The 21811-nt window shown below is 60.9% G+C and carries 14 protein-coding genes and 1 pseudogene; 8 read left to right on the top strand and 7 right to left on the bottom strand.

From position 1 onward, the window contains the following. Positions 1-496: 496 nt before the first annotated feature. Together NKH06_RS16610 and NKH06_RS16605 are read right to left on the bottom strand one after the other, a co-directional pair. Positions 497-2143 carry an MFS transporter gene (locus NKH06_RS16610; RefSeq protein ID WP_031203413.1) on the bottom strand — a complete coding sequence of 549 codons (1647 nt, stop codon included), beginning with the start codon at positions 2141-2143 and terminating at the stop codon, positions 497-499. 545 nt (positions 2144-2688) lie between these two features. Beyond that, on the bottom strand, positions 2689-3834 hold the full coding sequence (locus tag NKH06_RS16605; RefSeq protein ID WP_023740430.1) for a trans-sulfuration enzyme family protein: 1146 nt from the start codon (positions 3832-3834) through the stop codon (positions 2689-2691). A gap of 89 nt (positions 3835-3923) precedes the next feature. On the opposite strand from NKH06_RS16605, the gene NKH06_RS16600 reads away from it, so the two are divergent. The 3 genes and pseudogenes from NKH06_RS16600 to NKH06_RS16590 form a co-directional block, all read left to right on the top strand. Further along, on the top strand, positions 3924-4568 hold the full coding sequence (locus NKH06_RS16600; RefSeq protein ID WP_352676170.1) for a helix-turn-helix domain-containing protein: 645 nt from the start codon (positions 3924-3926) through the stop codon (positions 4566-4568). A 49-nt stretch (positions 4569-4617) separates the two neighbouring features. After that, positions 4618-5256: an FMN-binding negative transcriptional regulator gene (locus NKH06_RS16595; protein WP_023783766.1), complete on the top strand. Its 639-nt coding sequence runs from the start codon at positions 4618-4620 to the stop codon at positions 5254-5256. 767 nt (positions 5257-6023) lie between these two features. Then, positions 6024-6666: pseudogene (locus tag NKH06_RS16590) on the top strand (transposase); the annotation flags it as partial. Between the two features lie 149 nt (positions 6667-6815). Here the strand turns inward: NKH06_RS16590 and NKH06_RS16585 are convergent. The 3 genes from NKH06_RS16585 to NKH06_RS16575 all read right to left on the bottom strand — a co-directional run bounded on the left by NKH06_RS16585 (position 6816) and on the right by NKH06_RS16575 (position 12691). Then, complete coding sequence (locus NKH06_RS16585) at positions 6816-8879, bottom strand: carbamoyltransferase family protein (protein WP_023796259.1); 2064 nt, start codon at positions 8877-8879, stop codon at positions 6816-6818. A gap of 1139 nt (positions 8880-10018) precedes the next feature. Continuing rightward, positions 10019-12229 carry a xanthine dehydrogenase family protein molybdopterin-binding subunit gene (locus NKH06_RS16580; RefSeq protein WP_352893440.1) on the bottom strand — a complete coding sequence of 737 codons (2211 nt, stop codon included), beginning with the start codon at positions 12227-12229 and terminating at the stop codon, positions 10019-10021. Positions 12230-12232: 3 nt separating this feature from the next. After that, positions 12233-12691 carry a (2Fe-2S)-binding protein gene (locus NKH06_RS16575; protein WP_023708041.1) on the bottom strand — a complete coding sequence of 153 codons (459 nt, stop codon included), beginning with the start codon at positions 12689-12691 and terminating at the stop codon, positions 12233-12235. A 456-nt stretch (positions 12692-13147) separates the two neighbouring features. Between NKH06_RS16575 and NKH06_RS16570 the strand changes: the two genes are divergently transcribed. After that, positions 13148-13462, top strand: coding sequence for an ATP-dependent DNA ligase (locus NKH06_RS16570; RefSeq protein WP_352893438.1), 315 nt, complete (start codon positions 13148-13150; stop codon positions 13460-13462). A gap of 399 nt (positions 13463-13861) precedes the next feature. On the opposite strand, the gene NKH06_RS16565 is transcribed toward NKH06_RS16570, so the two are convergent. Both NKH06_RS16565 and NKH06_RS16560 read right to left on the bottom strand, forming a co-directional pair. Next, positions 13862-14764 (bottom strand): dihydrodipicolinate synthase family protein, encoded by a 903-nt coding sequence (locus tag NKH06_RS16565; RefSeq protein WP_352546074.1) that lies wholly within the window; start codon positions 14762-14764, stop codon positions 13862-13864. Positions 14765-14816: 52 nt separating this feature from the next. Further along, positions 14817-16049 (bottom strand): trans-sulfuration enzyme family protein, encoded by a 1233-nt coding sequence (locus NKH06_RS16560; protein ID WP_352893437.1) that lies wholly within the window; start codon positions 16047-16049, stop codon positions 14817-14819. Positions 16050-16123: 74 nt separating this feature from the next. On the opposite strand from NKH06_RS16560, the gene pdxR reads away from it, so the two are divergent. From pdxR to NKH06_RS16540, 4 genes are all read left to right on the top strand, one after another. Further along, entirely contained in the window at positions 16124-17629 is a 1506-nt protein-coding gene (gene pdxR / locus NKH06_RS16555; protein WP_352672612.1) for a MocR-like pyridoxine biosynthesis transcription factor PdxR, read from the top strand. A 159-nt stretch (positions 17630-17788) separates the two neighbouring features. Beyond that, the gene (locus NKH06_RS16550; protein WP_023758446.1) at positions 17789-18280 is read left to right on the top strand and encodes an MOSC domain-containing protein; all 492 of its coding nucleotides are present in this window, start codon (positions 17789-17791) and stop codon (positions 18278-18280) included. 6 nt (positions 18281-18286) lie between these two features. Continuing rightward, positions 18287-19237, top strand: a complete 951-nt coding sequence (locus NKH06_RS16545; RefSeq protein WP_352809013.1) for a PDR/VanB family oxidoreductase — start codon at positions 18287-18289, stop codon at positions 19235-19237. Positions 19238-19288: 51 nt separating this feature from the next. Continuing rightward, complete coding sequence (locus NKH06_RS16540) at positions 19289-21685, top strand: transketolase (RefSeq protein ID WP_352893435.1); 2397 nt, start codon at positions 19289-19291, stop codon at positions 21683-21685. Positions 21686-21811: the final 126 nt, after the last annotated feature.

The raw sequence follows: 21811 nt of genomic DNA, 5'->3' as shown, positions 1-21811 counted from the left end.
CGGCCGCGGTACGGCGACGCGAGCTCTGGCATCGAGGATGAAGCGCACTTCCCGATCTTATTCTACTCGCAGGACCGGCAGACGCGGCGGTCGCCCGTGCGAGCAACCATGCTGTTGGCCCTGGCGTGAACTGGCAGTCCGTCCCGGGAGGACTTTGTAACGGAGAAAACTAGGCGGAAAGAGGCGCGCGGCCCCTCTCCCCAGCAACCCGCCTTGCGGATTCCTCCTCTGCCCCGCTTCGCAGACGGGATACCCTCCGCCCCCTTGCTATTCGTTGCCCGCCGCTATGCAAAGGACAGGCGACCTGAATCCGTGCTCAAGCCGATCTGGCGGCAGAGAGGGGGGTCTCGGGCTGAACATGGACCCGTGATGGACATAATTGCCACGCGAATCCTCATGCTCGCCTAACCGGCCGGAACGATTTGCAATCCGGGCAGGCTCAACAAATTAAGGAGTAGCTCGTTCCGTGTCCAAGCCCAGACAAGTCTTGGTTTTCTCACGGGCGCGATACAAAAGGCACAGGCTGGACTTGGCTGCCGGGGGCGGGGCTTGTCGACCGCTCGATTGAAAGTGAGATGCGAGGCGGAGAATCACCCATGTGCAGGGCGGCAAGGCGCTCGCCTATGTCCCTGTCATTCACCGTTAGTCGATGGTTTAGACGAAGATAGTCCGTCCATGTCGGCGTGCGGAATGTCTCGGTCCAAAGCGTCGACTTCTGAAGGTCTCGCTGGAGGGTCCAGTCCCGCGCACCGGCGCGGCTCTGAACGCGCCGCCTTTCGCGCATGCAGCTCAGAAATTCATCGATACTCTCCTCGAGTATCGAGTACTCCACCTTGATCACGATCGGACCGCTCCTGGGCTTCAAAGGGAGGGCCAGTTCTGGTGGCCTGAAGTCGACGGCCGCTTGATCCGATTCCTCCCATAGCCGCACCGGCAATAGCTTTCCCACAGCCGCGACCAGCAACAGTGCCGCTGCAGCACCTTCCAAAGCCCACGTCAGCGAATAGTACTGCGCGACAGCACCCCAGATCCAGCTACCCGCTGCCATGCCGCCGTAGGTCAGGGCGTAATAAATGGACAGGGTGCGACCAACGACCCACCTTGGGCTTGCCAACTGCACACACACGTCGGTTCCGGTCCAGGTGACAACCCAGCCAGCGCCACCGATTGCAAGCGCGATCGCCGCCACAGCCACCGACGATGTGAGGGCCATCAAAAGGCAGCACGTTGCGCAAGCAACGGATGCGAGCGTGATCAATCGGTTCTGGGACGTGATGCGTCTCAAGTAGCTGCTGCCAATGCCGGCGATGAAGGCGCCTGTGCCGAAGCCGGCCAATAGCACGCCGTACACAATTGGCCCTCCCGCCAGCTGGTCGCGAACCAGGAGGGGGAGCAAAGCAAGGATCGAGATGCTTGATAGCCCGAACAGGGTTGCACGCACGATCGCCACTCTGATCTCTGAGGATATCGCCGTGAATCGCATGCCATCATGAATGGCCGTAGTCATCCGCTCGCGCGGAAGAGGCGAAGAGCGAACTTGCCACTGTGAGCGCAGAACAGCGCTCAACGGGACCAGGTCACTTAGCGCAGCGAGGGCGAAAGCCGTAAGGGGGCCCAGCAAAGCTAAGATTACACCGCCCAGCGCCGGTCCTATGCTCCGAACCACGTTGTACCCCACCGACATCAGCGTCACTGCAGCGGGTATGTCGCGCTTTTCCAGGATATCGCCGACCGAGGCGTGCCAGGCTGGATCGTTCAAGGCAAAGCCGCATCCGGCCAAGAAACTCAGTCCCAGGATTAGCCATGGACTAGCAAAGCCCAGTCCCACAGAGAGTGCCAGCGCCGTGGATGCCAGTGCGATCAGGCAGTGTCCGGCAAGCATCACGCCACGGCGGCTGAAGCTGTCTGCAATGGCTCCAGCAAGGATCGACAAGAAGAACGCGGGCAGTGTCGATGCAGCCTGTACGAGCGCAACCATCAGATCGGAGGCTGAAATCGTGGCCATGAGCCAGCTTATAGCCACGCTCTGCACCAGCCAGCCAAGGCTGGATATCTGCGTGGCTGTCCAGATAGAACGAAAGACCGGGTTGTGAAGAGGGATCAGTGTGTTTGCCGCAAAGCGCGGAGGATCTTGACGCCGCATCACTTCTCACCTCCACTGGGTGTCGTTCTTCCGCTCATTTGCTTGCAGCGGTGCGCTCTGTGCACTGACTGCGTCACAACGAAGTTCCGAGATCGCGCTCGCAACAAGGACAATGTGGCATCCACGGTGCTGATGCGCGTTGAGGTACCAACCTGGCCGTTAGCTGATGGGTCCCGCAGCCCGCTTGGTGCGGTCAGTTCTGCCCTGCGACTCTTGGCTTTGGACGGTGCTAGCGCCCCGATGGCCGGCTTGTCAAACTGCCGTAGTGCCAGCACATCCATCCCATCTGTTGACCGCGATCTCCGACGAGGTTGAGCATCAGCAGGTCAACGGCAAATCTGGGTATTTCCGCTTCCGGTCGGGCGCGTGGCCATCGTCCAGAAACCCGAAGACGTTCATCACCCATGCGACCACGCGCCCGAGACGATGCGACACGGCGGTAGCGGTTCACCAGAGGACGTGCGTTCTACTCAGCAGGAACATTGTTCTGCCGATCGTCGGCTGCGCCAGCCGCCACATAAAGCGGCGCCAGAGTCTTGCACCCGTCATTGGACTCCCGCTTTGCAGGTTTCGCCTAGGGCCTGCATCAGGTCATCGATAATGTCCTGAGGATGTTCAAGCCCTACAGAAATTCGCAGCAATCCGCCTGGCGCTTTGGACTTCGCACCTTCAACGGATGCGCGATGCTCAATCAGAGAATGCGTCCCGCCAAGGCTTGTCGCCCGGACAACAATCTTCAGGCGGCCGGCCACGGCCATTGCAGCATCGGCTCCGCCCTCGACGATAAAGGATAGCATCGCTCCGTAATGGCTCATTTGCCGCGTAGCAAGATCGTGTCCCGGATCAGTTTGCAGACCAGGAAAGAGCACTTTTTCGACGCGCGGATGAGACGCCAAGGCCTCGGCCACTTTCTGGGCGCCTTCGCAATGGGCGCGCATGCGGACCGGCAATGTCTGCAGGCCCCGCAACGCCAGCCAACAGTCGAAGGGCGCTGCGACGCTGCCCTTGTGTTTCTGGACCATCCGCAATGGGCGACCGAGGGGTGACGCATTTGGGACAATGACGACACCGGCCATCAAATCCGAGTGGCCGCCAATGTACTTTGTCGCCGAGTGCATCACTGCGTCTGCCCCGATTTCGAGTGGCAGTTGAAGCACTGGGGTGGCCCACGTATTGTCCACCACCGCCAAGGCGTTTGCCTCGTGCGCGATTGCGCAGATGGCCGCAATGTCGACAACGCGGATCATCGGGTTTGACGGCGTCTCGATCCAGACGAGGCCAGTCCGCTTCGATGTCACCGCGGCGCGCAAAGCGTCCAAATCGCGCATGTCGACTGGGGCAAAGTCGAAGCGAGACCCAATGTCGGTCTCTTCGATCAGCGAACGAATGCCGAAATACATGTCATCCGGCAGAACGATCCGACCCGCCGACGGATGGCTCTCGAAAACTGCAGCGATTGCGGCCATGCCCGAAGCGAAGGCGATGCCGTCTTCCCCTCCCTCAAGCGTCGCCATGGCCGCCTCGAACGCATTGCGTGTAGGATTTCCATCCCTTGTGTATTCGAAGCCGGACGGAAATGACCCGTTGACACCGCGTTCGAACGTCGTGCTGGTGTGCAGCGGCATGGATACGGCCCCCGTGGACGCGTCGACCCCTCGGCCGCAGTGGATCGCCTTCGTCTCAAAACGCATCGGTTATTTCCTTCCTAACGGGCAGTTGCAATTTCGCCCCGGTCATTATACTGACCGCAATAGGTGAGCCGAGGTCCTAAGTCAATATAATGACCGATGTTACGACAGCGATGGGTTCCGAGCAGGTGCTTGGCAAAGCGATAGCGGTTCGAATACGAGACTTGAGGCGCGACCAAAATCTGACCCTGGATCGACTGGCAAAACTGAGCGGCTTGTCCAAGGGAACCGTCGTCTCGCTCGAGCAAGGCAAGGCGAACCCTAGTATCGGCATACTTTGCCGACTGGCGGGGGCGTTTTCGCTCTCCGTGGCCGATTTGCTGAATGACGATCCTTCCATAGTTCGCCTCCCTATTGAGCGGACGGAGACGAGGATGCTTTGGACAAGCGCCAAGGGAAGCTTTGCACAACTTCATTCATCGACCTCGGGGCGCACGATGTTCGAATTGTGGAGCTGGGTCATTATGCCGGGCGACGTGTTTTCCGCAGATGCTCATAGTCCGGATACGCGCGAGTTGATCTCGGTCAGTCAGGGTGCCCTGAGCGTTGTGGTAGGTACCCATGTGGTCATTTTAAGCGAAGGCGAGAGTGCGCGGCTTGTCACTGACCAACCGCACTCATACGCGGCGGCATCTGATGTGCCCGCCCATTTCTCGATGGCGGTTCTTGAGCGTGGTGGACACCGAGATCCGGGGCACTCGTCGACGGCAGCGAAGATTCAGGAGCCCGTTCCGTAAGGCTCCGCCGATTACTAGCAACCGCACATTCGCGACAGGAGATAAACCGTTGTACGTTCCGCCTCATTTTGCCGTCCCTGATCAGAACGCCCTGTTCGAGCTTATCGAGAAACACCCGCTTGGTATCCTCGTCACCCAAAGCAAAGGCACACTGGACGCGAACCACCTCCCCTTCGAGCTTGACCGCTCGAAGGGAGACAAGGGCGTTCTCAATTGCCATGTCGCTCGCAAGAACCCAGTCTGGGAGGAAGTCGCCAATGGCGATGAGGTTCTCGTAATCTTCCGTGCGGCCGACGCTTACATCTCGCCGAACTGGTATCCAAGCAAGCACGAACTCCACAAGCAGGTGCCGACGTGGAACTATCTCGTCGTCCACGCCCACGGACGCATCACTGTCCGGGATGATGAGCGATATGTACGCCGTAACGTGGCGAAGCTCACTCATATGCAAGAAGCCTCGCAGCCTGCCCCGTGGAAGATGGGCGACGCGCCGAAGGACTTCATCGACACGATGGTTAAGGCAATCGTCGCCCTGGAGATCGAGATCACCGGCCTGGTTGGAAAATCAAAACTCAGCCAGAACAAAGACTTGCGCGACATTCAGAACCCTGGTGAAATGCTGCGTGCCCAAGGGGCCATTGCGATGGGAGAAGCGATGCTCGCGGCTGCGGCGGCCAAATCCCAATAGCATGTGTCTTGTCCCGACAAAGCCGCTGGTGCCGGCCTCCGACGGGTCACCTAGCCCGCCTTGACGCACGGCAATAGCTTTTGACGGCCTGAAGCGACGCTGTGGTCACCGTTGTGATACTTTTCCACGCGCCTGGTCAGGCGGCAGGATTGCTCCGCAGTGGCCGACGGGTTCGTTTCAGTCGCCTGCGCCCCGTTGTATGTCGGCGACCACCCGCTACCGGTCTTGAATGAGGCGCAATCGCACGCGTTTCGAAGCCACGTACCTTGGGCGGCAAGCTCGACCATGCACTCGACGCAGCTCCCAAGTGGCGCCGTCAACGATCTCCTTGAACCTGCGGAACTTGCCTGAAAGCACTTCTCTTACGGGAGATGATTGGCTATGTCGCCGAACCGACTGATGGAGATGGTGGCGGGCGCCGCCGTAGCGATCAGACCCGCCTTGCAGCGCAATGGCTACCCGGGCCCGACCGGGAGATGCGGGCGGGACTGTGGAAATGCGGAGACGGAGCGGATCGGCATGGAGCCGTAACCGCTTGCGATCTGGCTCTGGAACGAGTTAACGAAGCGCGGACTTCCGATCGTGTCAAGCGCCGCCCTCTCGATGGTGCCGAACAAATCGGGCCGCCACGAGCGGCGGGCCTTGCTCAGATCTGTCGTGCGGGTGCTGCTGTCGGCACGCGACCTTCTCGTCAGCCTAGCAGGCAAAATCGAGAACAGATGCCTGGGCTTCTTAAGGCCTTCGGCGTCATATTCGGCAAGAAGATCGATGCCCAGGTGATCCTACACATGCTCAGGATCCAGGCGACGCAGGTCTACCATGATCCGCTGCGAGCCGGCATCAACGACGTGCAGGAACTGTCGAAGACACATGAAGCGATCGCCAGGGCCAGACCGAGATCCAGCACTGCATCCTGACACACTACCTGCCGCTGTATTTTCCCGAGATCGATCGCTTCCGGGGAAACAGCCGCAGCGATTGGTTCTTTGCCTTCCTCCATGCCTTTCCGACCCCAGCAAGCATCACGGCGCTGACGAAGGAGGAGTTTGTGGCAGCAGCTTGGGATGTCGTCGGCCGCAAGGTCATCAGATTCTAATGGATTTTCGAGACGGCGCGCCCATCGATCGGATTGCCGCTGCCACTTGATGCGCCTGCCATTCGCATGTTCCGGATGGTCATTGACGAAGCACGCAGCCTGATCCGGCAACGCAATGAGATCGAAGCACAGGCCGACGATCTGCTGCGGCACAGCCAGGATTATCAGCTCCTGCGACAAATCCCGGCATCGGACCGATCAAGGCATTGACCGTCATTGCCGAAGCCGGCGATCTTCGCCGTTTCGGTCATCATCGCCAGTTTCTAAAGTTCTGCGGGCTGGACCTCTCGACACAGAAGTCCGGTGAGGCCAGACCCGCCTTTCCAACCCAGGCACACGACCCATTCAAAGCATTCCTAAGCATACTGACCAGGGCGACCTCGACCCCCCCAAATCACAGCGGTGAGCTCGCAGGCGGGGTCGATGAACACTATTGATTGGCCGAGCTTGAGCGGCATCTCTATCACATTGATAGCCTATTAGGCTGGTCCGGCGTTTTATCGGACCCATGATCCATCCGAGCAGCTTGTGAGGGATGCAGCCGAACCAGGCGCTGCTCCCACAGTCTTCGCAGGTCCTCCAGCAGAGCTTCATGCTCAGCCTGATCCGGCGCAATTATATTGAGGTGATCGCTTAACACGGCTTCGCCCTCAATCCGCATCAGCAGATTAAACAGGTCGTTTGAAATTCGCACACTGTCAATGCTGGAGTGGTTCGGAATAATCTCGCAGACAGTCTCCTGATGATCTCGCGCTGTGTAAGCACGGGTTTGATGGAGGGAGACTGAGGGAGGCAATGAAATCGCAAGCGCAGTCCAATCCTGCAGCGTTGCAGCCCGTTTTTTTACCAGGAAGGGCCCGACCACAAGTCCATCCAGCTCTGTCGTCAAAAATGTGGCAATCGCGTCTGCAACCGTATCCACGATCGGTTCAGCATTGTTGTTAAAGGACGTATTGAGCAGAATTGGAGTGCCTGTCCGCTTCTTGAACGCATTGATGACCTCCCAGTAAGCGGGGTTGGCATCGCGCGATACTGTTTGCAGCCGAGCCGTACCGTCGACGTGCGTAATGGCACCCAACAAGGCGCGCTTTGAGTCACGCACGCGAACGACGAAATTCATGAATGGAAATTCGTGCTTACCGTCTGGGAGGTCGAAAAATTCGCTCGCATCCTCTTCCAGCACAGATGGTGCGAAAGGCCTATAGCCTTCGCGCTTCTTGACCATGGCATTGATCCGGTCCTTGTTTGCAGCGGGCCGAGGGTCGGCAAGAATGCTGCGGTTGCCCAGCGCACGTGGCCCAAACTCCGAACGACCCTGCACCCAGCCGATCACGGCGCCGTTGGTGATCCAGTGGGCTGCACTGCTCGCTACGTCATAAGAGCGTTCAACCTCGAGATGTCCGGACCATGCATTCAGTTCCTGTTCCACGGCGCGGTCGCTCCCGAGATCAGGACCCCAATAGACCTCCTGCAGTCGCTCACGCGGCGCGGGGCGGCCCATCTCGTTAGAGACTATCAGCGCAGCTCCCAATGCGCAGCCAGCGTCGTGAGACGCGGGTTGCACGAAGATGTCTTCGAAAAGCCCTGAATACAGCAGCTTGCCGTTCATCGTGCAGTTGTGGGCTACCCCTCCCGCCAGACACAACCGCTTCATGCCGGTGGCCTCACGGTGGTGCCGGAGAATGTGGAACACGATCCGCTCAAGCGCTTCCTGCAGTGACGCACTCACATCTCGATGCTGCTGGGTGAAAGGCATTCCCTTTCGCCTGATCTCGATGTTGCGGAGCAACGCCGGACCGATGCGGTCGAGGTGAACACGGTAGCCACCGTTGGCGGAGAGCTCGTAGAACTGCTCGAAGAGCTCGCGATAGGGAGCGGGGTCGCCATAGGGCGCGAGTCCCATTACCTTATACTCGTCGAACATGCCGTAGCCGAGACAGCGGATCGTCTCGAGATAAAACAGCCCAAGAGAATTGTCCTCCGGGAAAGCCTCGATTTGCGTAATTTCTGTGCCAGACCCTACCGCCACAAGGCCCGACAGGAAATCACCACAGCCATCAATCGCTAGAATGAGACTTTGTTCGAAGCCCGACATTGCAAAGGCGCTCACGGCGTGCGCCTGATGATGACCTACGAATGAAATACGCGAACTGTCCAACTTAGTGCCGAACTCACGCGCTAACAGGTTCTGCACCAACATTTTAGCATCCAACGGAGTGGAGAGAATGTCCGGTTGGGAAGCGGACATACCTTCAAGCATGGCGTTGGCATAGGGCTCGCTGGCGTAGACCGCGACACGATCAATGTCGCTGAGCTGAACCCCGGCCGTCGAGAGACAGTATTGAATCGAACCACTTGGCAGCTTGTTCGAGTGCTTGATTCGATTGAGGCGTTCCTCTTCTACGGCGGCTATCACCTTTCCGTCTCGGACGAGCACCGCGGCGCCATCGTGCATAAAGGCGTTCGGACGCTCGAATCGGTTTTCATGGACTTGGTCAAGTCCGCCGCTGATTCCTAGGCACAGCATTTCTTTCTCCAAATAGTAACGGGAAGCCAAATTGGCTTACCTCGACTTTTTCCAACTAAATAGGCCGTGTTGTCGCCTGCAGCTGCGACCGCCCGTCAGGCATCAGCGGCATCGAAGAGAGCCTCATAAACGATCAATGAGATGCTTCGACTGTGACGCCTACAGTGCCATCACGCCGAGAGCTTGGCTGGATCATCCAATCCTGAGCGGCTGCTGAAATGTATCCGGCGATGTCGTTTTCATCGGCAGAACCAACTTGCGATGCCGCCTGTTCTTGGGAAGGGCGGCCGTCGACGAATAACAGTACCGCCCCCGTGAACTGGCCCGATTTCATTCTCCGAAGCGACCATGGTCGCACCGCCCGACATTGTCGGCCAGTTGCAACTCACTTTCTCGGCACGACCTCCACTGCACGTCAGGGCGCATCGAAGATTTTCTCCTTTGGATTATTCCTAAGGCAGCTTTCGTCACGCGATAGAGCAGCGTGTGATTGGTGCGTGAGGCTCTTTTTTTGTCCATGCACGATTCCGGAAGAGTGATGAAATCGATTGTTTTGATCAAAGTCATCCACGCTATGAATAGTAGCCGCAGCACATGCGTTTCAAAGCGCTTCAGGCTTCCCGGATGGCTACTCCGATGTGAAGCGCATGGCATTCCAAGCGCTCTGTCAACTAAATGATAAGTATCGGCGTCGACCCTCATTGCCTTCGTCTTCGCGACTCCGTGACAGCGGCTGGCATTGTGTTTGTAGGGCATCGGGCGAAGATCATGTCGATCGGCCATCTCGCCTGCCTATCGGCAAACCCTTGAACAATGATCCACGCACCAGCCCGATTGTGATCACGAGCGCCTCTGAGCTCGGGAGGTTCGGTTTTCTGAGGGTTCCTGGGTCTCCGAAGCGATGGAGGTAGCTAGCCTTCCTGGTGCTATACGGTTGTGCTCTTCATGGAGTGGACGCATTTGCGTCTCGAAAGCGGTTCTTCAGTGGAACCGGCGCCAAGGCCCGTCTGTGGTCGTTCAGAACACGCGTGCCGTCTCCAAACCGGATATTGGAGCGGGCAGCCGCCGGAATTTGACCCATGGAGATGAGCGCCTGTCAGGAGGCGTTCGAAAACGGCGCGATCTTCATCGCGGCTGTTTCATGGTGTCATTCCTGACATGTTCTTTATAATCGGCAGCTTGCGGATAGTGTTGCCCGTCGCCGCCCGTAGCGCGTTGGCGACGGCCGGGCCGATCGGCGGCACACCTGGCTCACCAACTCCCGTGGGCGGCTCCTCGGACGGCACAATGTGCACCTCGACTCGCGGCATCTGCTCGATCCTGAGCGGTGTATAGGTATCGTAGTTCTCTTGGTCTACGACACCGCCCTTCAGGGTCAGCTCCTCCTGGAGGATCGCGCCTAGCCCGAAGCCGATACCGCCCTCCATCTGAGCGCGAATCTGGTCAGGATTTATCGCGGTGCCGCAATCTACCGCGCAGACGACGCGGTCGACCTTGAAACCATTTTCATCGTTGAGGGTGATCTCCACCACATCGGCGACATAGGTCGAGAGGCTTTCATGCAGGGCCACGCCGCGGAAACGGCCTTCCGGCAGAGGCTTGTCCCAGCCTGCCTTCTCAGCAGCCACTTTAAGCACGGCGGCATGCCGTGGATGGTGACCGAGCATTGACAAGCGGAAGTCGACCGGATCACGGTTCGCAGCGGCGGCGAGCTCATCGATCAGGGTTTCCACCGCGTAAGCGGTGTGGGTGGAGCCTACCGAACGCCACCACAGCACTGGGATGTTCACGTCCGTGGTGGTCAGCTCGACCTTCAGGTTCGGGATCGCATAGGGCAGGTTGGTGGCGCCCTCTACGGAGGTTGGATCGATGCCGTTCTTGATCATCGCCGCAGAGGTCGAACCGCCCAAGACCGATTGGCCCACGATGTGGTCATGGAGAGCGACGACATTGCCTTTCTTGTCGAGCCCCGCCTTGACTGCGTGCACATAGGCCGGCCGGTACCGCCCACCCCGCATGTCATTCTCGCGGGTCCACTGCACCTTCACTGGCTTGCCGCGTCCCAGTGCACGCGCTGTGGAAACAGCTTCGATAATGACATCTGCATCCAAGACCGCGCGGCGGCCGAAACTGCCGCCGGTCTTCATCACGTGCAGCCTCACCTTGTCCGGCGTGGTGCCGCCTACCTGAGCGGCAGCCGCCTGATAAAGGTCGGGCATCTGGTGTCCGCCCCAGACGTCGATGGTGCCGTCTTCGTTGATTCGGGCGGCCGCGTTGAGTGGCTCGATCGAAGCATGGACAAGATAGGGGAATTCGTAGTGCCCCTCGATGATTTTCTCAGCACTGGCGAACGCTGCGGGAGTGTTACCGTCGTCGCGCGCGGTGGCCGCGCCCAGATCGTCTGCTGCCTTGTTGTATTCGGCCATGATCTCGGCCGTGCCGCGCCCTTCGGCCTTCTCCTCGTTCCAGGTCACCTCCACGAGGTCGCGGCCCTTGAGCGCCGTCCAGGTGTCCCTGCCAACCACGGCAATGCCTCGCGGCGTCTGGACGACATCGACAATGCCGTCGAGTGCCTTGGCCTTGGTTGCGTCGAAGCTCTCGATCTCGGCGCCGAACTTCGGCGGATGGATCATAACGGCCGTCTGGAGTCCCTCCATCATGAGGTCGATCGTGTAGGTCTGCGCGCCGTTGGTCTTGCCGGCGGAATCGTAGCGCTTGAGGCTGTCCGATCCGATCTGGGCCCACTTGTCGCGCGGCTTTAGCGGCACGTCGTCGGGAACCGGCATTCCCGCTGCGGCTTCAGCCAGGTCACCGTAGCGCGCCTGCATCCCTGAGGCGTGCGACACGACCCCGGAAGCGACTTTGATCTCGCCGGCTGGCACATCCCACCGCTGCGCCGCGGCCGCCACCAGCAAGGCCCGTGCGGCAGCACCCGCCTTGCGGTAGCGTTCCCACGACGAACTCATCGACGTGGAGCCACCAGTTGCCTGCGCGGCCCCGCCCCAGGCGAGATTGCCGTAGAGCGCGGTATTGCCATATCCGCCGACCACGTCCACTTGCGCCCAGTCGCCGTCGAGCTCTTCCATAACCAGGGTGGCGATGCCGAAATAGGAGCCTTGTCCCATCTCGAACTGCGAGGAGTAGATGATGATTCGGTTCTCCTTTGTGATCTCGACATAGGTCTGGAAGGGGTTCGCCTGAACCTTTGCAGTAGTCGTTTGTGCGATGTCGGACGCCGCCAGCACTAGCCGGTAGCCCACGGCGAGACCAGCGGTGGTGACGCCCGCGCCGACGAGGAACCGGCGGCGCGTGGGCCGCACGGAGTTATGCTTCGAGAGAAACTGCGACATACCTCAAGTCTCCAGCCGGTTGGCGGTCTCGTGGATGGCCGCGCGGATGCGGTGATAGGTGGCGCAGCGGCAGAGATTGCCGCTCATCGCCGAATCAATATCATCGTCCGACGGCTTAGGCGTCTCTGTAAGGAGGGCCACGGCCGACATGATCTGGCCAGACTGGCAATAGCCGCATTGAGGTACGTCGAACTCGGCCCACACGGCCTGGACCGTTTCGCCTATCTTGCCCGACACACCCTCAATGGTGGTGATCGAGGCTCCTTCGATGTCGCCGACTGCGGTCTGGCACGAGCGCGTCGGCATGCCGTTAACGTGAACCGTGCAAGCGCCGCACTGGGCAAGCCCGCAACCGAATTTCGTTCCCGTGAGTCCGATGACGTCACGGACCGCCCAGAGCAGCGGCATCTCTGGATCGACGTCGAGTGTTCGCGCCTCGCCATTGAGGGTAAAAGCGACCATTGCTTGCTCTCCTTGTCCTGAGCTGGCTATCTCGTTGAGCCTCCGCCCGCCTGGCAACCGAGCTCTTGTTGCTGAGGCCTAGCGACCACACCCTAGGAACGCGCAGCTCAAGCAACAAGCCGCTAGGTTGGCGAGTTACGAGATCGTGAAGTGGGTCGTGTGGAAAGGCGGAGGCAACTGAATGTCATTTTTTGGGCGGACAGGCCGCTTTAGGCTGGGTTACACGAGACTGGACATTCGGGTCGTCGCGAACATCGACCGCTGGTCGGCCGCGTCCGGCAGGGCCCTGATTGGCTACACGAAATGAAATGGGACGACTATCGATGGGGGCCTACCTCGACCCGCAACCTCCACGACTGGACCCTCAGGTTTCCGGCTATCGTCCCGGGCGGTGGCCGAGCTCGGCGCCTCGGACGCGATAATAGACGGTGAGGCGTTCGTCGTTGACCAGAAGGCTTGTCGCGCATTCCCAGTCTTCAGCGGGCTCTTGGCCGCGGCGGGAGACGTCAGGACCTGCTTGCCGGCTTCGACCTGCTCAAGATCGACGGCGAGGGTCTTCGAGATCGGCCACTCGTCGATCGGCGCAAAGCGCTAGTTAAACCTGCTGAGACGCCGCCAAACGGCATCGTTCTGAGCGACGAGATCAGCGGCGGCAGCGACATTCTCGCGCAAGTCTCCCAGTTCGGCCTCGAGGGCATCGTCTCCAAGCTGCGTGTCAGTCCATATCGATCCGGCCGGCGCCAAGAATGGGTGAGACAAAATGCGTGCTGAGTGATGAGTTCATCGTCATCGGCTGCGAACCCGGCAACAGTTACGGCGGTCGGGAAGCGTGCTCTGGCGAATGTCGAGGACGGAAATCTGGTGTTCGCCGGCGGCATTGGCACCGGCTTCAATGCGCGCACCGGGCCGGAAGTAAAGCGCCGGCTCGATGCCATTCCAATGGATAAACCACCGATTCCTAGTTTGAAGGCGAACGGTGCGGCATGGGCGGAGTGCCCTGCGCAGTCTGTACCTCCGCAGTCGATTGTCGAGTTCGAAGGGGGTGTGATTGGCGTCGAGACCGCTCCAGCCATGGCTATCAGCACGCCGAGTGCGTTGTTTTCGATCAATTCTCGAAATGAGCGGGTAAATACATGCACTTCCTTTCACTTGCCGAACGGGGTTTGCTGTTCACCGGCTGGCATCCGATGGCAAACCTTTCAACGCGGCGGCGATCTGGCGCTTCGCTGCTGGGGGCAGAGGCAGGATGGGACGCGGGGGTTCGGCACTGCAAATGTCGAGCAATTCAGCGAGTGCATAGACGACGCGAAGGCTCGAGAACTCCTTGAAGAGGCTCCAGATCGGGACCAGCGCGGCATTGATCCGTCGCGCTTCGGCCGCATCGCCCTGTTGCGCCGCTGTGACGATCGTCATGCAGACCTCGGGCAGGATGCCCGCGAGGACGCTGTACCATGTGTCGGCGCCGGCGATCATGGCCTCGGCGGCGTTCCAGTCGCCGCTGTAGCCAATCGAGAACCCTTCCGGCAGTGTGCGCCTCTGGGCGGTCAGATGGTTCTTGATCGCATCGCTTTTGTCTGTCGGATTCTTGATGGCGACAATCCCAGCCACCTTTGCCAGGCGGCTGACAAGGGGTGGACTGAAATGGAAATGCGTCGTTCCTGGATTGTCGTAGACGACGATCGGCAGGCCACTTTCGCGCGCCACGGTGGAGAAATGTTCGAACACCTCGTCATCAGTAAGCGGGGTGTAGGAGGCGGCAGCAAGCAAACCCGCAGCTGCTCCAAGGGCCTTGGCGTCTTGCGCGAGCCCCACGGCTTCATCGGTGCGCAGCGCGCCCACACCCACCACGACCGGCATTTGCCCCGCCGTTTGGTCCAAGGTCTCGGAGAGCGCCCGCCGCCGTTGCTCGCGCGACAGATAGATGTATGTGCCGGTGCTGCCGAGAAGACCGATGGAATCGACCTGAGCAATGCCAAGCCGAGCAATCAGCCTGCGCAGGGCAACGCTATCGACGCGGCCGTCACGATTGGTCGGGGTGATGGGGAACGCGGAAAGACCGCTCAGGAATGCCATGGCAAGGCTCCAGATCTATGTGTGAGCGCAGAGGTGGCCGCACGCCAGGTCATTACAAGACGTCCAAAGCCCGCCGCAGATCGGCGATCAGGTCATCAGCGTCTTCAAGCCCCACCGAGAGACGCATGAGATCCTCGCCGACTCCATCGGCCAAATGGGCATCCTTGCGGATCGGCTGCCGAGCACGGGTGAGGCTTGCTGGATGATAGATGAGGCTGTCGGCATCGCCGAGGCTGACGGCGCGAATGATCAGGTTGAGCCGGTCCATCATCCGGCGCGCTCCTTCGTATCCAGCGTGGAGGCCAAAGGCCAACATGCCCGATCCGTTGGACATCTGTTTTCGCGCCGTCACCTGATCAGGGTGCGAGTCGAGGAACGGATAACTCACAAATGCCACCGCCGGGTGCGCTTCCAGCGCCCGAGCCAGTGCAAGGGCCGTGGCGCTGTGCCGTTCCATACGCAGCGTCAGCGTCTTGAGACCGCGCAGGATTAGGAAAGCTGACATGGGCGAGAGCGCTGCGCCGGTGATGTAGCGCAGGCCCGTTTCATGCAGCGTACGGAGCGTTTGGGCGTCGCCGAGAAGCGCCCCGCCAAGGGCATCGCCATGACCATTGATGTACTTGGTCAGCGAATGGAGCACGATGTCCGCCCCGTGCTCAAGCGGTCGCTGGAGCGCGGGCGAGGCGAAGGTGCTGTCGACTGCAACCCTTACACCGCGCGCGTGAGCGCGCTCGGCAATTGCCGCTATGTCGAGGATGCGGCTCAGCGGATTCACCGGCGTCTCGAAGAAAACCAGCCGCGTCCGCTCGGTGATCGCAGCATCGAGATTGTGGGGATTTGACAGATCGACCGCGACGACCTTGATGCCGAAGCGGGGGACCGCCTGTTCGACCATGGCAAGCGTGTTCGCATAAAGCGTCTTGTGGACGATGAGTTCATCGCCCTGGGACAGGAGCGACAGGATCAGAGTGCCGAAGGCCGCCATCCCCGAGGCAACAACCAGCCCCGCCTCGGCTCCTTCCAGATTCGCGAGCCGCTGCTCGAGGATCTCGGTCGTGGGATTGTATTCGCGCGCATAGAGCCGTCCACCAAGGGCGGCGGCGGCATCGTTTGCTGCCACGCTTTCGAACCCATAGGTTGACGTCAGGAACACTGGCGGCTGGACGGCATTGGAAAAGCCGGCCGGATCGTAGCCATGATGGATCGCCCGGGTGGCAAATCCGGGGCTGGTGCGGTTGAGCGACCCCGTGGGAGCATCGGTTTCGGATGGATGGGAGCTGGTCATTCGGCCTCTGCGATCTCTCTTGGGGTTCCGAAAGATTGACGGCAACCTGGCCAATGTGAAATATCCAGTTGGCGATGAAAGAGATGGTCCAGTCTTCAAGTGCCGGGTCTGCAGCGCGCTCGCACGCGATGGGTGCACGCCAGATATACGAAGCCCTTCGCGAGCAAATCCTCGGCGGCGTCTACGAAACCGGCAGTCAGTTGCCATCCTCCCGGGCCCTGGCAAATGACCTCGGCGTTTCGCGAACCACGGTGACGGTCGCCTATGAGCAACTGGCTGCGGAGGGTTTCATCGAAGTCCGTCAAGGCGCACGACCTCGCGTTGCGTCTTCGTTGATGGGCCATGGGACGGGGCGCACTCACGCGCAACGGGTCGGCCCGATCCACCTGTCCGCATATGGCGAGCGGCTGCGCGCGACGTCACCCTGGCCAGATTATCTGCCGACTGGGCTGAAGGTCGAGTTCCGCTATGGCGACCTGGCGCCGTCGGATTTCCCTTCATTGGTCTGGAAACGCGCGATGAACGAGGCGATGGGGCAGCGCCCGCTGCGTCTTGCCTATGACGATCCTCGCGGCTCGCGCCGGCTCCGCCAGGCGCTTCAGGGATATCTCTGGCGCGCCCGGACCCTGAGCTGCGACCTCGACCAGATCATCATCGTCAGCGGTTCGCAGCAGGGCCTTGATCTGTGCGCGCGCCTGCTTCTCGATCCCGCCGACCGCTTCATCATCGAGGATCCGTGCTACAGGATGGCGCGTCAGGTCTTTGCCAGTACGGGTGCTTCACCCATCCCGGTCATCGTCGACGAAGACGGGATGAGGACCGAGTTGCTGGCGGGGATCGGAGCACGACTGGCTTATGTGACGCCGTCGCATCAGTTTCCGCTGGGCGGCGTCATGCCGATCGCGCGCCGCCATCAGCTTCTGGAATGGGCGCGGCACAACAACGCCTATGTGATCGAGGACGACTACGACAGCGAATATCGCTACGACATCAATCCGGTCCCTCCGCTGCACAGTCTCGAGGACCACGGGGCTGTCATCTATCTCGGCACGATCTCCAAAACGCTCTCGCCGATGCTGCGCATCGGCTACCTCGTCCTCCCGCCCGAATTGCAGGAGGTCTTCGCAACCGCCAAACAATTCGCAGACCGGCATTCGCCGGTCGCTGAACAGGAAGCGCTGGCATCGTTGATCGAGAGCGGCGGCTACGAAAGCCATGTGCGCCGTGTGCGCAGGCTGAACGGCGAGCGTCGGGAAACGTTGTTGGGTGCCTTGCAGCACAGCTTCGGGGATCGCATCACTGTCCAGGGAGCTGATGCGGGACTGCACGTCGCCGTTTGGTTCAATGACCTGCCACGATCGCGGGAAACGGCCTTGGTCGAATCCGCCCGCGACGCTGGCCTGGGGCTACACTTGATCTCGCCGCTCTACGAACGGCCATCGGACGAAGGCCGCACCGATCGCGTCGGACTTGTCATGGGCTATGCCGCCTTGAGCATTCGGCAGATCGGGAAGGGCGTTGAGGTCCTGCGAGAGGTTGTCAAGCAGGTGCAAGACGCGATGCCGGCGCGGAACAACTGAGACGGGGCGACGCCGAAAGCTGGCGCTGAAAACGGTCCGAGGGCCCCCCGTATTTCTTTCCAAACAGCCAACTGGACCGGGAAAATGCCATGCAACTGGCGCTGTTGATCAGGCCAGTTATGCAGCAGGTTTCCACGAGACGAATTTCCGAGAGCGATGATGACCTGGCGAGGAAAGCTGCTTCACGTCCATATCGCGCCTGCCGCCTCCTATGAAATGGAGGAGCTGGCGCAGGCGCAGCTTATTGCCGGCCAAGGCATTGTCGGAGACCGCTACTACCTGGGGACGGGGACCTATTCCGCGCGTCCTGACGTTCGCGAAGTGACGCTGATCGAAGCTGAAGTCCTGGACGCCATCGCGCAGGGCGAACCCAGAATTCCGGGCTTCAAGGCCAAGCTCGCACCCGAAGATCACCGGCGCAATCTGACGACACGAGGCGTTCCGCTTAGCCATCTTGTCGGCAAACGCTTCCGGGTCGGGGAAACGATTCTCAGGGCCGCCCGGATGAATGTGCCGTGCAAGTATATCGAGGAGTTGCTCGGGCTTCCGGGTCTCTACGAGGGGCTTCTGAACCGCTCCGGCCTGAACTGCACAATCGAGGTCGGGGGCGTGATCCGCCCCGGTGATCTGATCTTGCCCATCGACGAGTGAAACGCCATGGCCTCGCCGCGCATCATCATGAAGCTGACCGTGACCGCCGCCCGCAAGGAGCCGGGCGACGTGCTGGTCATCGACCTGAAACACCCACGCAAACCTGTGCTGCCGGCGTTCGAAGCGGGTTCTCACGTCGACGTCCATCTGCCTGAAGGGAAGGTGCGTCAGTATTCACTTTGCGGCGACCCGACCGAGCTTGGCCGCTACACCATCGCGGTGAAGCGCGAGAATGACGGCCGTGGCGGCTCGGCGTGGATCCACGAAACCATTGCCGTCGGCTCCACACTGCCTGTCTCCGCGCCACGCAACCATTTTGCGCTCAAGCCAGGCGAGGGGCCGACTTTGCTGCTGGCAGGGGGAATCGGGATCACCCCGATTCTGGCCATGGCGCGCGCGCTCACCCGGCAGGCCAAGCCCGTCGAGTTGCACTATTTCACCCGCGGCCGGGCGCTCACGCCACTCTTGGACGTGATCGAGGACGATCTTCCTGGCGGCAATGTTCGGTTCCATTTCGACGACGAGCCGGCGACCCGCCAGGACATCGCCGCGCTGCTGGCGAACCGTTCGGACGACGCGCAGACATACTACTGCGGACCGCCTGGCTTCATGGCGGTTGTGGGGCGCGCGGCTCAACACTGGCCCGAGGGTACTGTTCATTTCGAAACTTTCCAGCCTCCCGAGTTTGATGGCGCGCCACCGGAACCATTCGTCATAGAACTGGCTGAGGGCAGGGTGGTTGAGGTTTCGGCTGAGACCACGGCACTGGCCGCCTTGCGTGCGGCCGGTGTGCCGTTGATGGCCTCGTGTGAGAACGGGGTGTGCGGGACCTGCGAATGCGCAATGCTGGCGGGACAGCCGATCCATCGGGATGCCGTCCTGTCCAAGGAGGCACGCGGCCACCGCTTCATCCCCTGCGTGTCGCGCGCGACAGGTGTGTTGAAACTCGATCTTTGACCATTTGGGCGGGGGTCCTGTGAGACCGGCAGCTGATTTGCGGGAAACTGAATGACGAGGAAACTGGAATATCTGAACGAGATCGAGCGCTGCGTCTCCTGGCTCGCAGCCTGGACGATCCACCACGCCAACCACGTCCGCGAGGGCGATGAGATCAAGGTCGGGGGGCATCAGGCCTCGTCCGCGTCGCTGAGTACCATCATGACCGCGCTCTACGGTTCGATCCTGCGCCCGCAGGATCGGGTGGCGGTCAAACCCCATGCGGCGCCGATCTTCCATGCACTTCAGTATCTGGCGGGCAACCAGACCCACGAAAAGCTCATGAACTTCCGCGGCTACAAGGGCGCGCAGAGCTACCCTTCGCGGACGAAGGATGTCGACGATGTCGACTTCTCGACCGGGTCGGTGGGTCTCGGCGTTGCTCAGACGCTGTTCTCGTCGCTGGTGCAGGACTACGTCTCGGGTCACGGCTGGATGAAGGAGCGTGCCGAGGGCCGAATGGTCAGCCTGATCGGCGACGCCGAGATGGATGAGGGCAACATCTACGAGGCCCTGATCGAAGGCTGGAAGCACGGGCTCAGGAACTGCTGGTGGGTGGTCGACTACAATCGCCAGTCGCTCGACGCCGTGATCCGGGAGGGCCTCTGGCAGCGTTTCGAGCAGATTTTTCGCAACTTCGGCTGGGACGTGATGGTCCTGCGCCACGGCGCTCTGCAAGAGGCTGCCTTTGCCGAGCCGGGGGGCGAGAAGCTGCTCGAGTGGATAGAGCGCTGTCCGAACCAGCTCTATTCGGCGCTGACCTTCCAAGGGGGTGCTGCCTGGCGCAAGCGGCTGCTCGACGAGATCGGAGACCAAGGGCCGGTCACCACTCTGATCGAACGCCGCTCCGACGACGAGTTGCAGGCGTTGATGACGAACCTTGGCGGGCATGACATGCCGAGCCTCCTCGAAGCCTTCGAGGCGGCGTCCAGGCATGACCGTCCCGTCTGCTTCATCTGTTACACCATCAAGGGCTACGGTCTGCCGCTTGCCGGACACAAGGACAACCACGCGGGGCAGATGACGCCCACGCAGATGGAAGACTACCGCCTGCAAATGGGCGTAAAGCGGGGTGAGGAGTGGGACAAATGGGCGGCCGCCACCTTGCCGGAAGCGGAACTTGACGCCTTCTTCGCAAAGGCGCCGTTCTTCAGTGAGGGGCGTAGGAGGCTGTCTGCGCCGTCGGTGCCGGTGCCTGAAACCCTTCCGTCACCGGGGCAGCCCGGCAAGCCGCTCTCGACCCAGATGGGGTTCGGCCAGATCCTGAACGACATCGCACGCGAGCGCAGTCTGCTTGCCGACCGCATTGTCACCACCTCGCCCGATGTGACGGTCTCGACCAATCTCGGTGGCTGGGTCAACCGGCGCGGCCTTTTCGCCCGGGAGACCATGGCGGACACCTTCAAGGCCGAACGCATTCCGTCGACCTTTACCTGGGAATTTGGGCCGAAGGGGCAGCACCTCGAGCTCGGGATCGCCGAGTCGAACCTGATGATCATGCTCGGGGCGCTCGGTCTCTCGCACTCGATCAATGGCGTGCGCCTGCTGCCGATCGGGACAGTCTATGATCCCTTCATCTACCGATCGGCCGACCAGCTAAACTACGCCTGCTATCAGGATGCGCGCTTCATGCTGGTCGCAACGCCCTCGGGCGTGACGCTAGCGCCCGAGGGCGGAGCACACCAGTCGATCGGCACCCCATTGATCGGCATGGCGCAGGATGGGCTTTGCGCCTTCGAACCGGCCTTCGTCGACGAACTGTCCGTGATCATGCGCTTTGCCTTCGATTACATGCAACGTAATGGCGAGGGGGATCCGGATGAGACGACGTGGCTGCGTGATCAGACCGGAGGATCGGTCTATCTTCGCCTGTCAACCCGGCCGCTCGAGCAGCCGCTGCGCGACATGAACCCGGCGCTCGCGCGGGACATCGTCAATGGCGCCTATTGGCTGCGTCCGCCTGGGCCCAACGCGAGTGTCGTCATTGCTTATCAAGGCGTCGTCGCGCCGGAGGCGATTGCCGCGACGGGTCTTCTGGCGGAGGACCGGCGCGATGTCGGGCTGCTCGCGATCACCTCCGCGGACCGGCTTAATGCGGGCTGGCAGGCGGCGGAACGTGCCCGGCAGCGTGGCGCGATTGGCGCCCTGAGTCATATCGAGCGGCTGCTCGCGCCGCTATCGCGTGACTGCGGCATCGTCACCGTGATCGACGGCCACCCGGCGACGCTCGCGTGGCTCGGTGGGGTTAACGGGCATCGCGTGAAGGCGCTCGGGGTCGAGCAGTTCGGCCAGACGGGGACTATTGCGGACCTATACCGTCACCACGGCCTGGACACCAACGCCATCGTACATGCGGCGCAGGCGGTCAGTGCGGGACCGGCTGTTCGCTACCGGAAGGCGCTGCCTTGACCATGAGCTACCGGATGCTCCGTGGCTGGTACGGATCGGCTGTTTCCACGGGCGTTCCGGTTCGCTTCAAAGCGGACAGGGCCAGGGACACTGTGGACGTTCTGATCGCGCTTGAGTAGCTTGTGC

This window comes from Mesorhizobium sp. M1342 (assembly GCF_040317955.1).
GTDB lineage: Bacteria > Pseudomonadota > Alphaproteobacteria > Rhizobiales > Rhizobiaceae > Mesorhizobium.
Note: the sequence above shows the minus strand (reverse complement) of the source record. Positions and strands in the feature narration are given on the sequence as shown.

Excerpts from the sequence above, each read along its gene's own strand:
- NKH06_RS16600 (WP_352676170.1), top strand. The coding sequence starts at position 3,924 with ATGACCGATGTTACGACAGCGATGGGTTCCGAGCAGGTGCTTGGCAAA.
- NKH06_RS16575 (WP_023708041.1), bottom strand. The coding sequence starts at position 12,691 with ATGGTCGCTTTTACCCTCAATGGCGAGGCGCGAACACTCGACGTCGAT.
- NKH06_RS16545 (WP_352809013.1), top strand. The coding sequence starts at position 18,287 with ATGGCCTCGCCGCGCATCATCATGAAGCTGACCGTGACCGCCGCCCGC.
- NKH06_RS16610 (WP_031203413.1), bottom strand. The coding sequence starts at position 2,143 with ATGCGGCGTCAAGATCCTCCGCGCTTTGCGGCAAACACACTGATCCCT.
- NKH06_RS16560 (WP_352893437.1), bottom strand. The coding sequence starts at position 16,049 with ATGACCAGCTCCCATCCATCCGAAACCGATGCTCCCACGGGGTCGCTC.
- NKH06_RS16580 (WP_352893440.1), bottom strand. The coding sequence starts at position 12,229 with ATGTCGCAGTTTCTCTCGAAGCATAACTCCGTGCGGCCCACGCGCCGC.
- NKH06_RS16550 (WP_023758446.1), top strand. The coding sequence starts at position 17,789 with ATGACCTGGCGAGGAAAGCTGCTTCACGTCCATATCGCGCCTGCCGCC.
- NKH06_RS16540 (WP_352893435.1), top strand. The coding sequence starts at position 19,289 with ATGACGAGGAAACTGGAATATCTGAACGAGATCGAGCGCTGCGTCTCC.
- NKH06_RS16585 (WP_023796259.1), bottom strand. The coding sequence starts at position 8,879 with ATGCTGTGCCTAGGAATCAGCGGCGGACTTGACCAAGTCCATGAAAAC.
- pdxR (WP_352672612.1), top strand. The coding sequence starts at position 16,124 with ATGAAAGAGATGGTCCAGTCTTCAAGTGCCGGGTCTGCAGCGCGCTCG.
- NKH06_RS16605 (WP_023740430.1), bottom strand. The coding sequence starts at position 3,834 with ATGCGTTTTGAGACGAAGGCGATCCACTGCGGCCGAGGGGTCGACGCG.
- NKH06_RS16565 (WP_352546074.1), bottom strand. The coding sequence starts at position 14,764 with ATGGCATTCCTGAGCGGTCTTTCCGCGTTCCCCATCACCCCGACCAAT.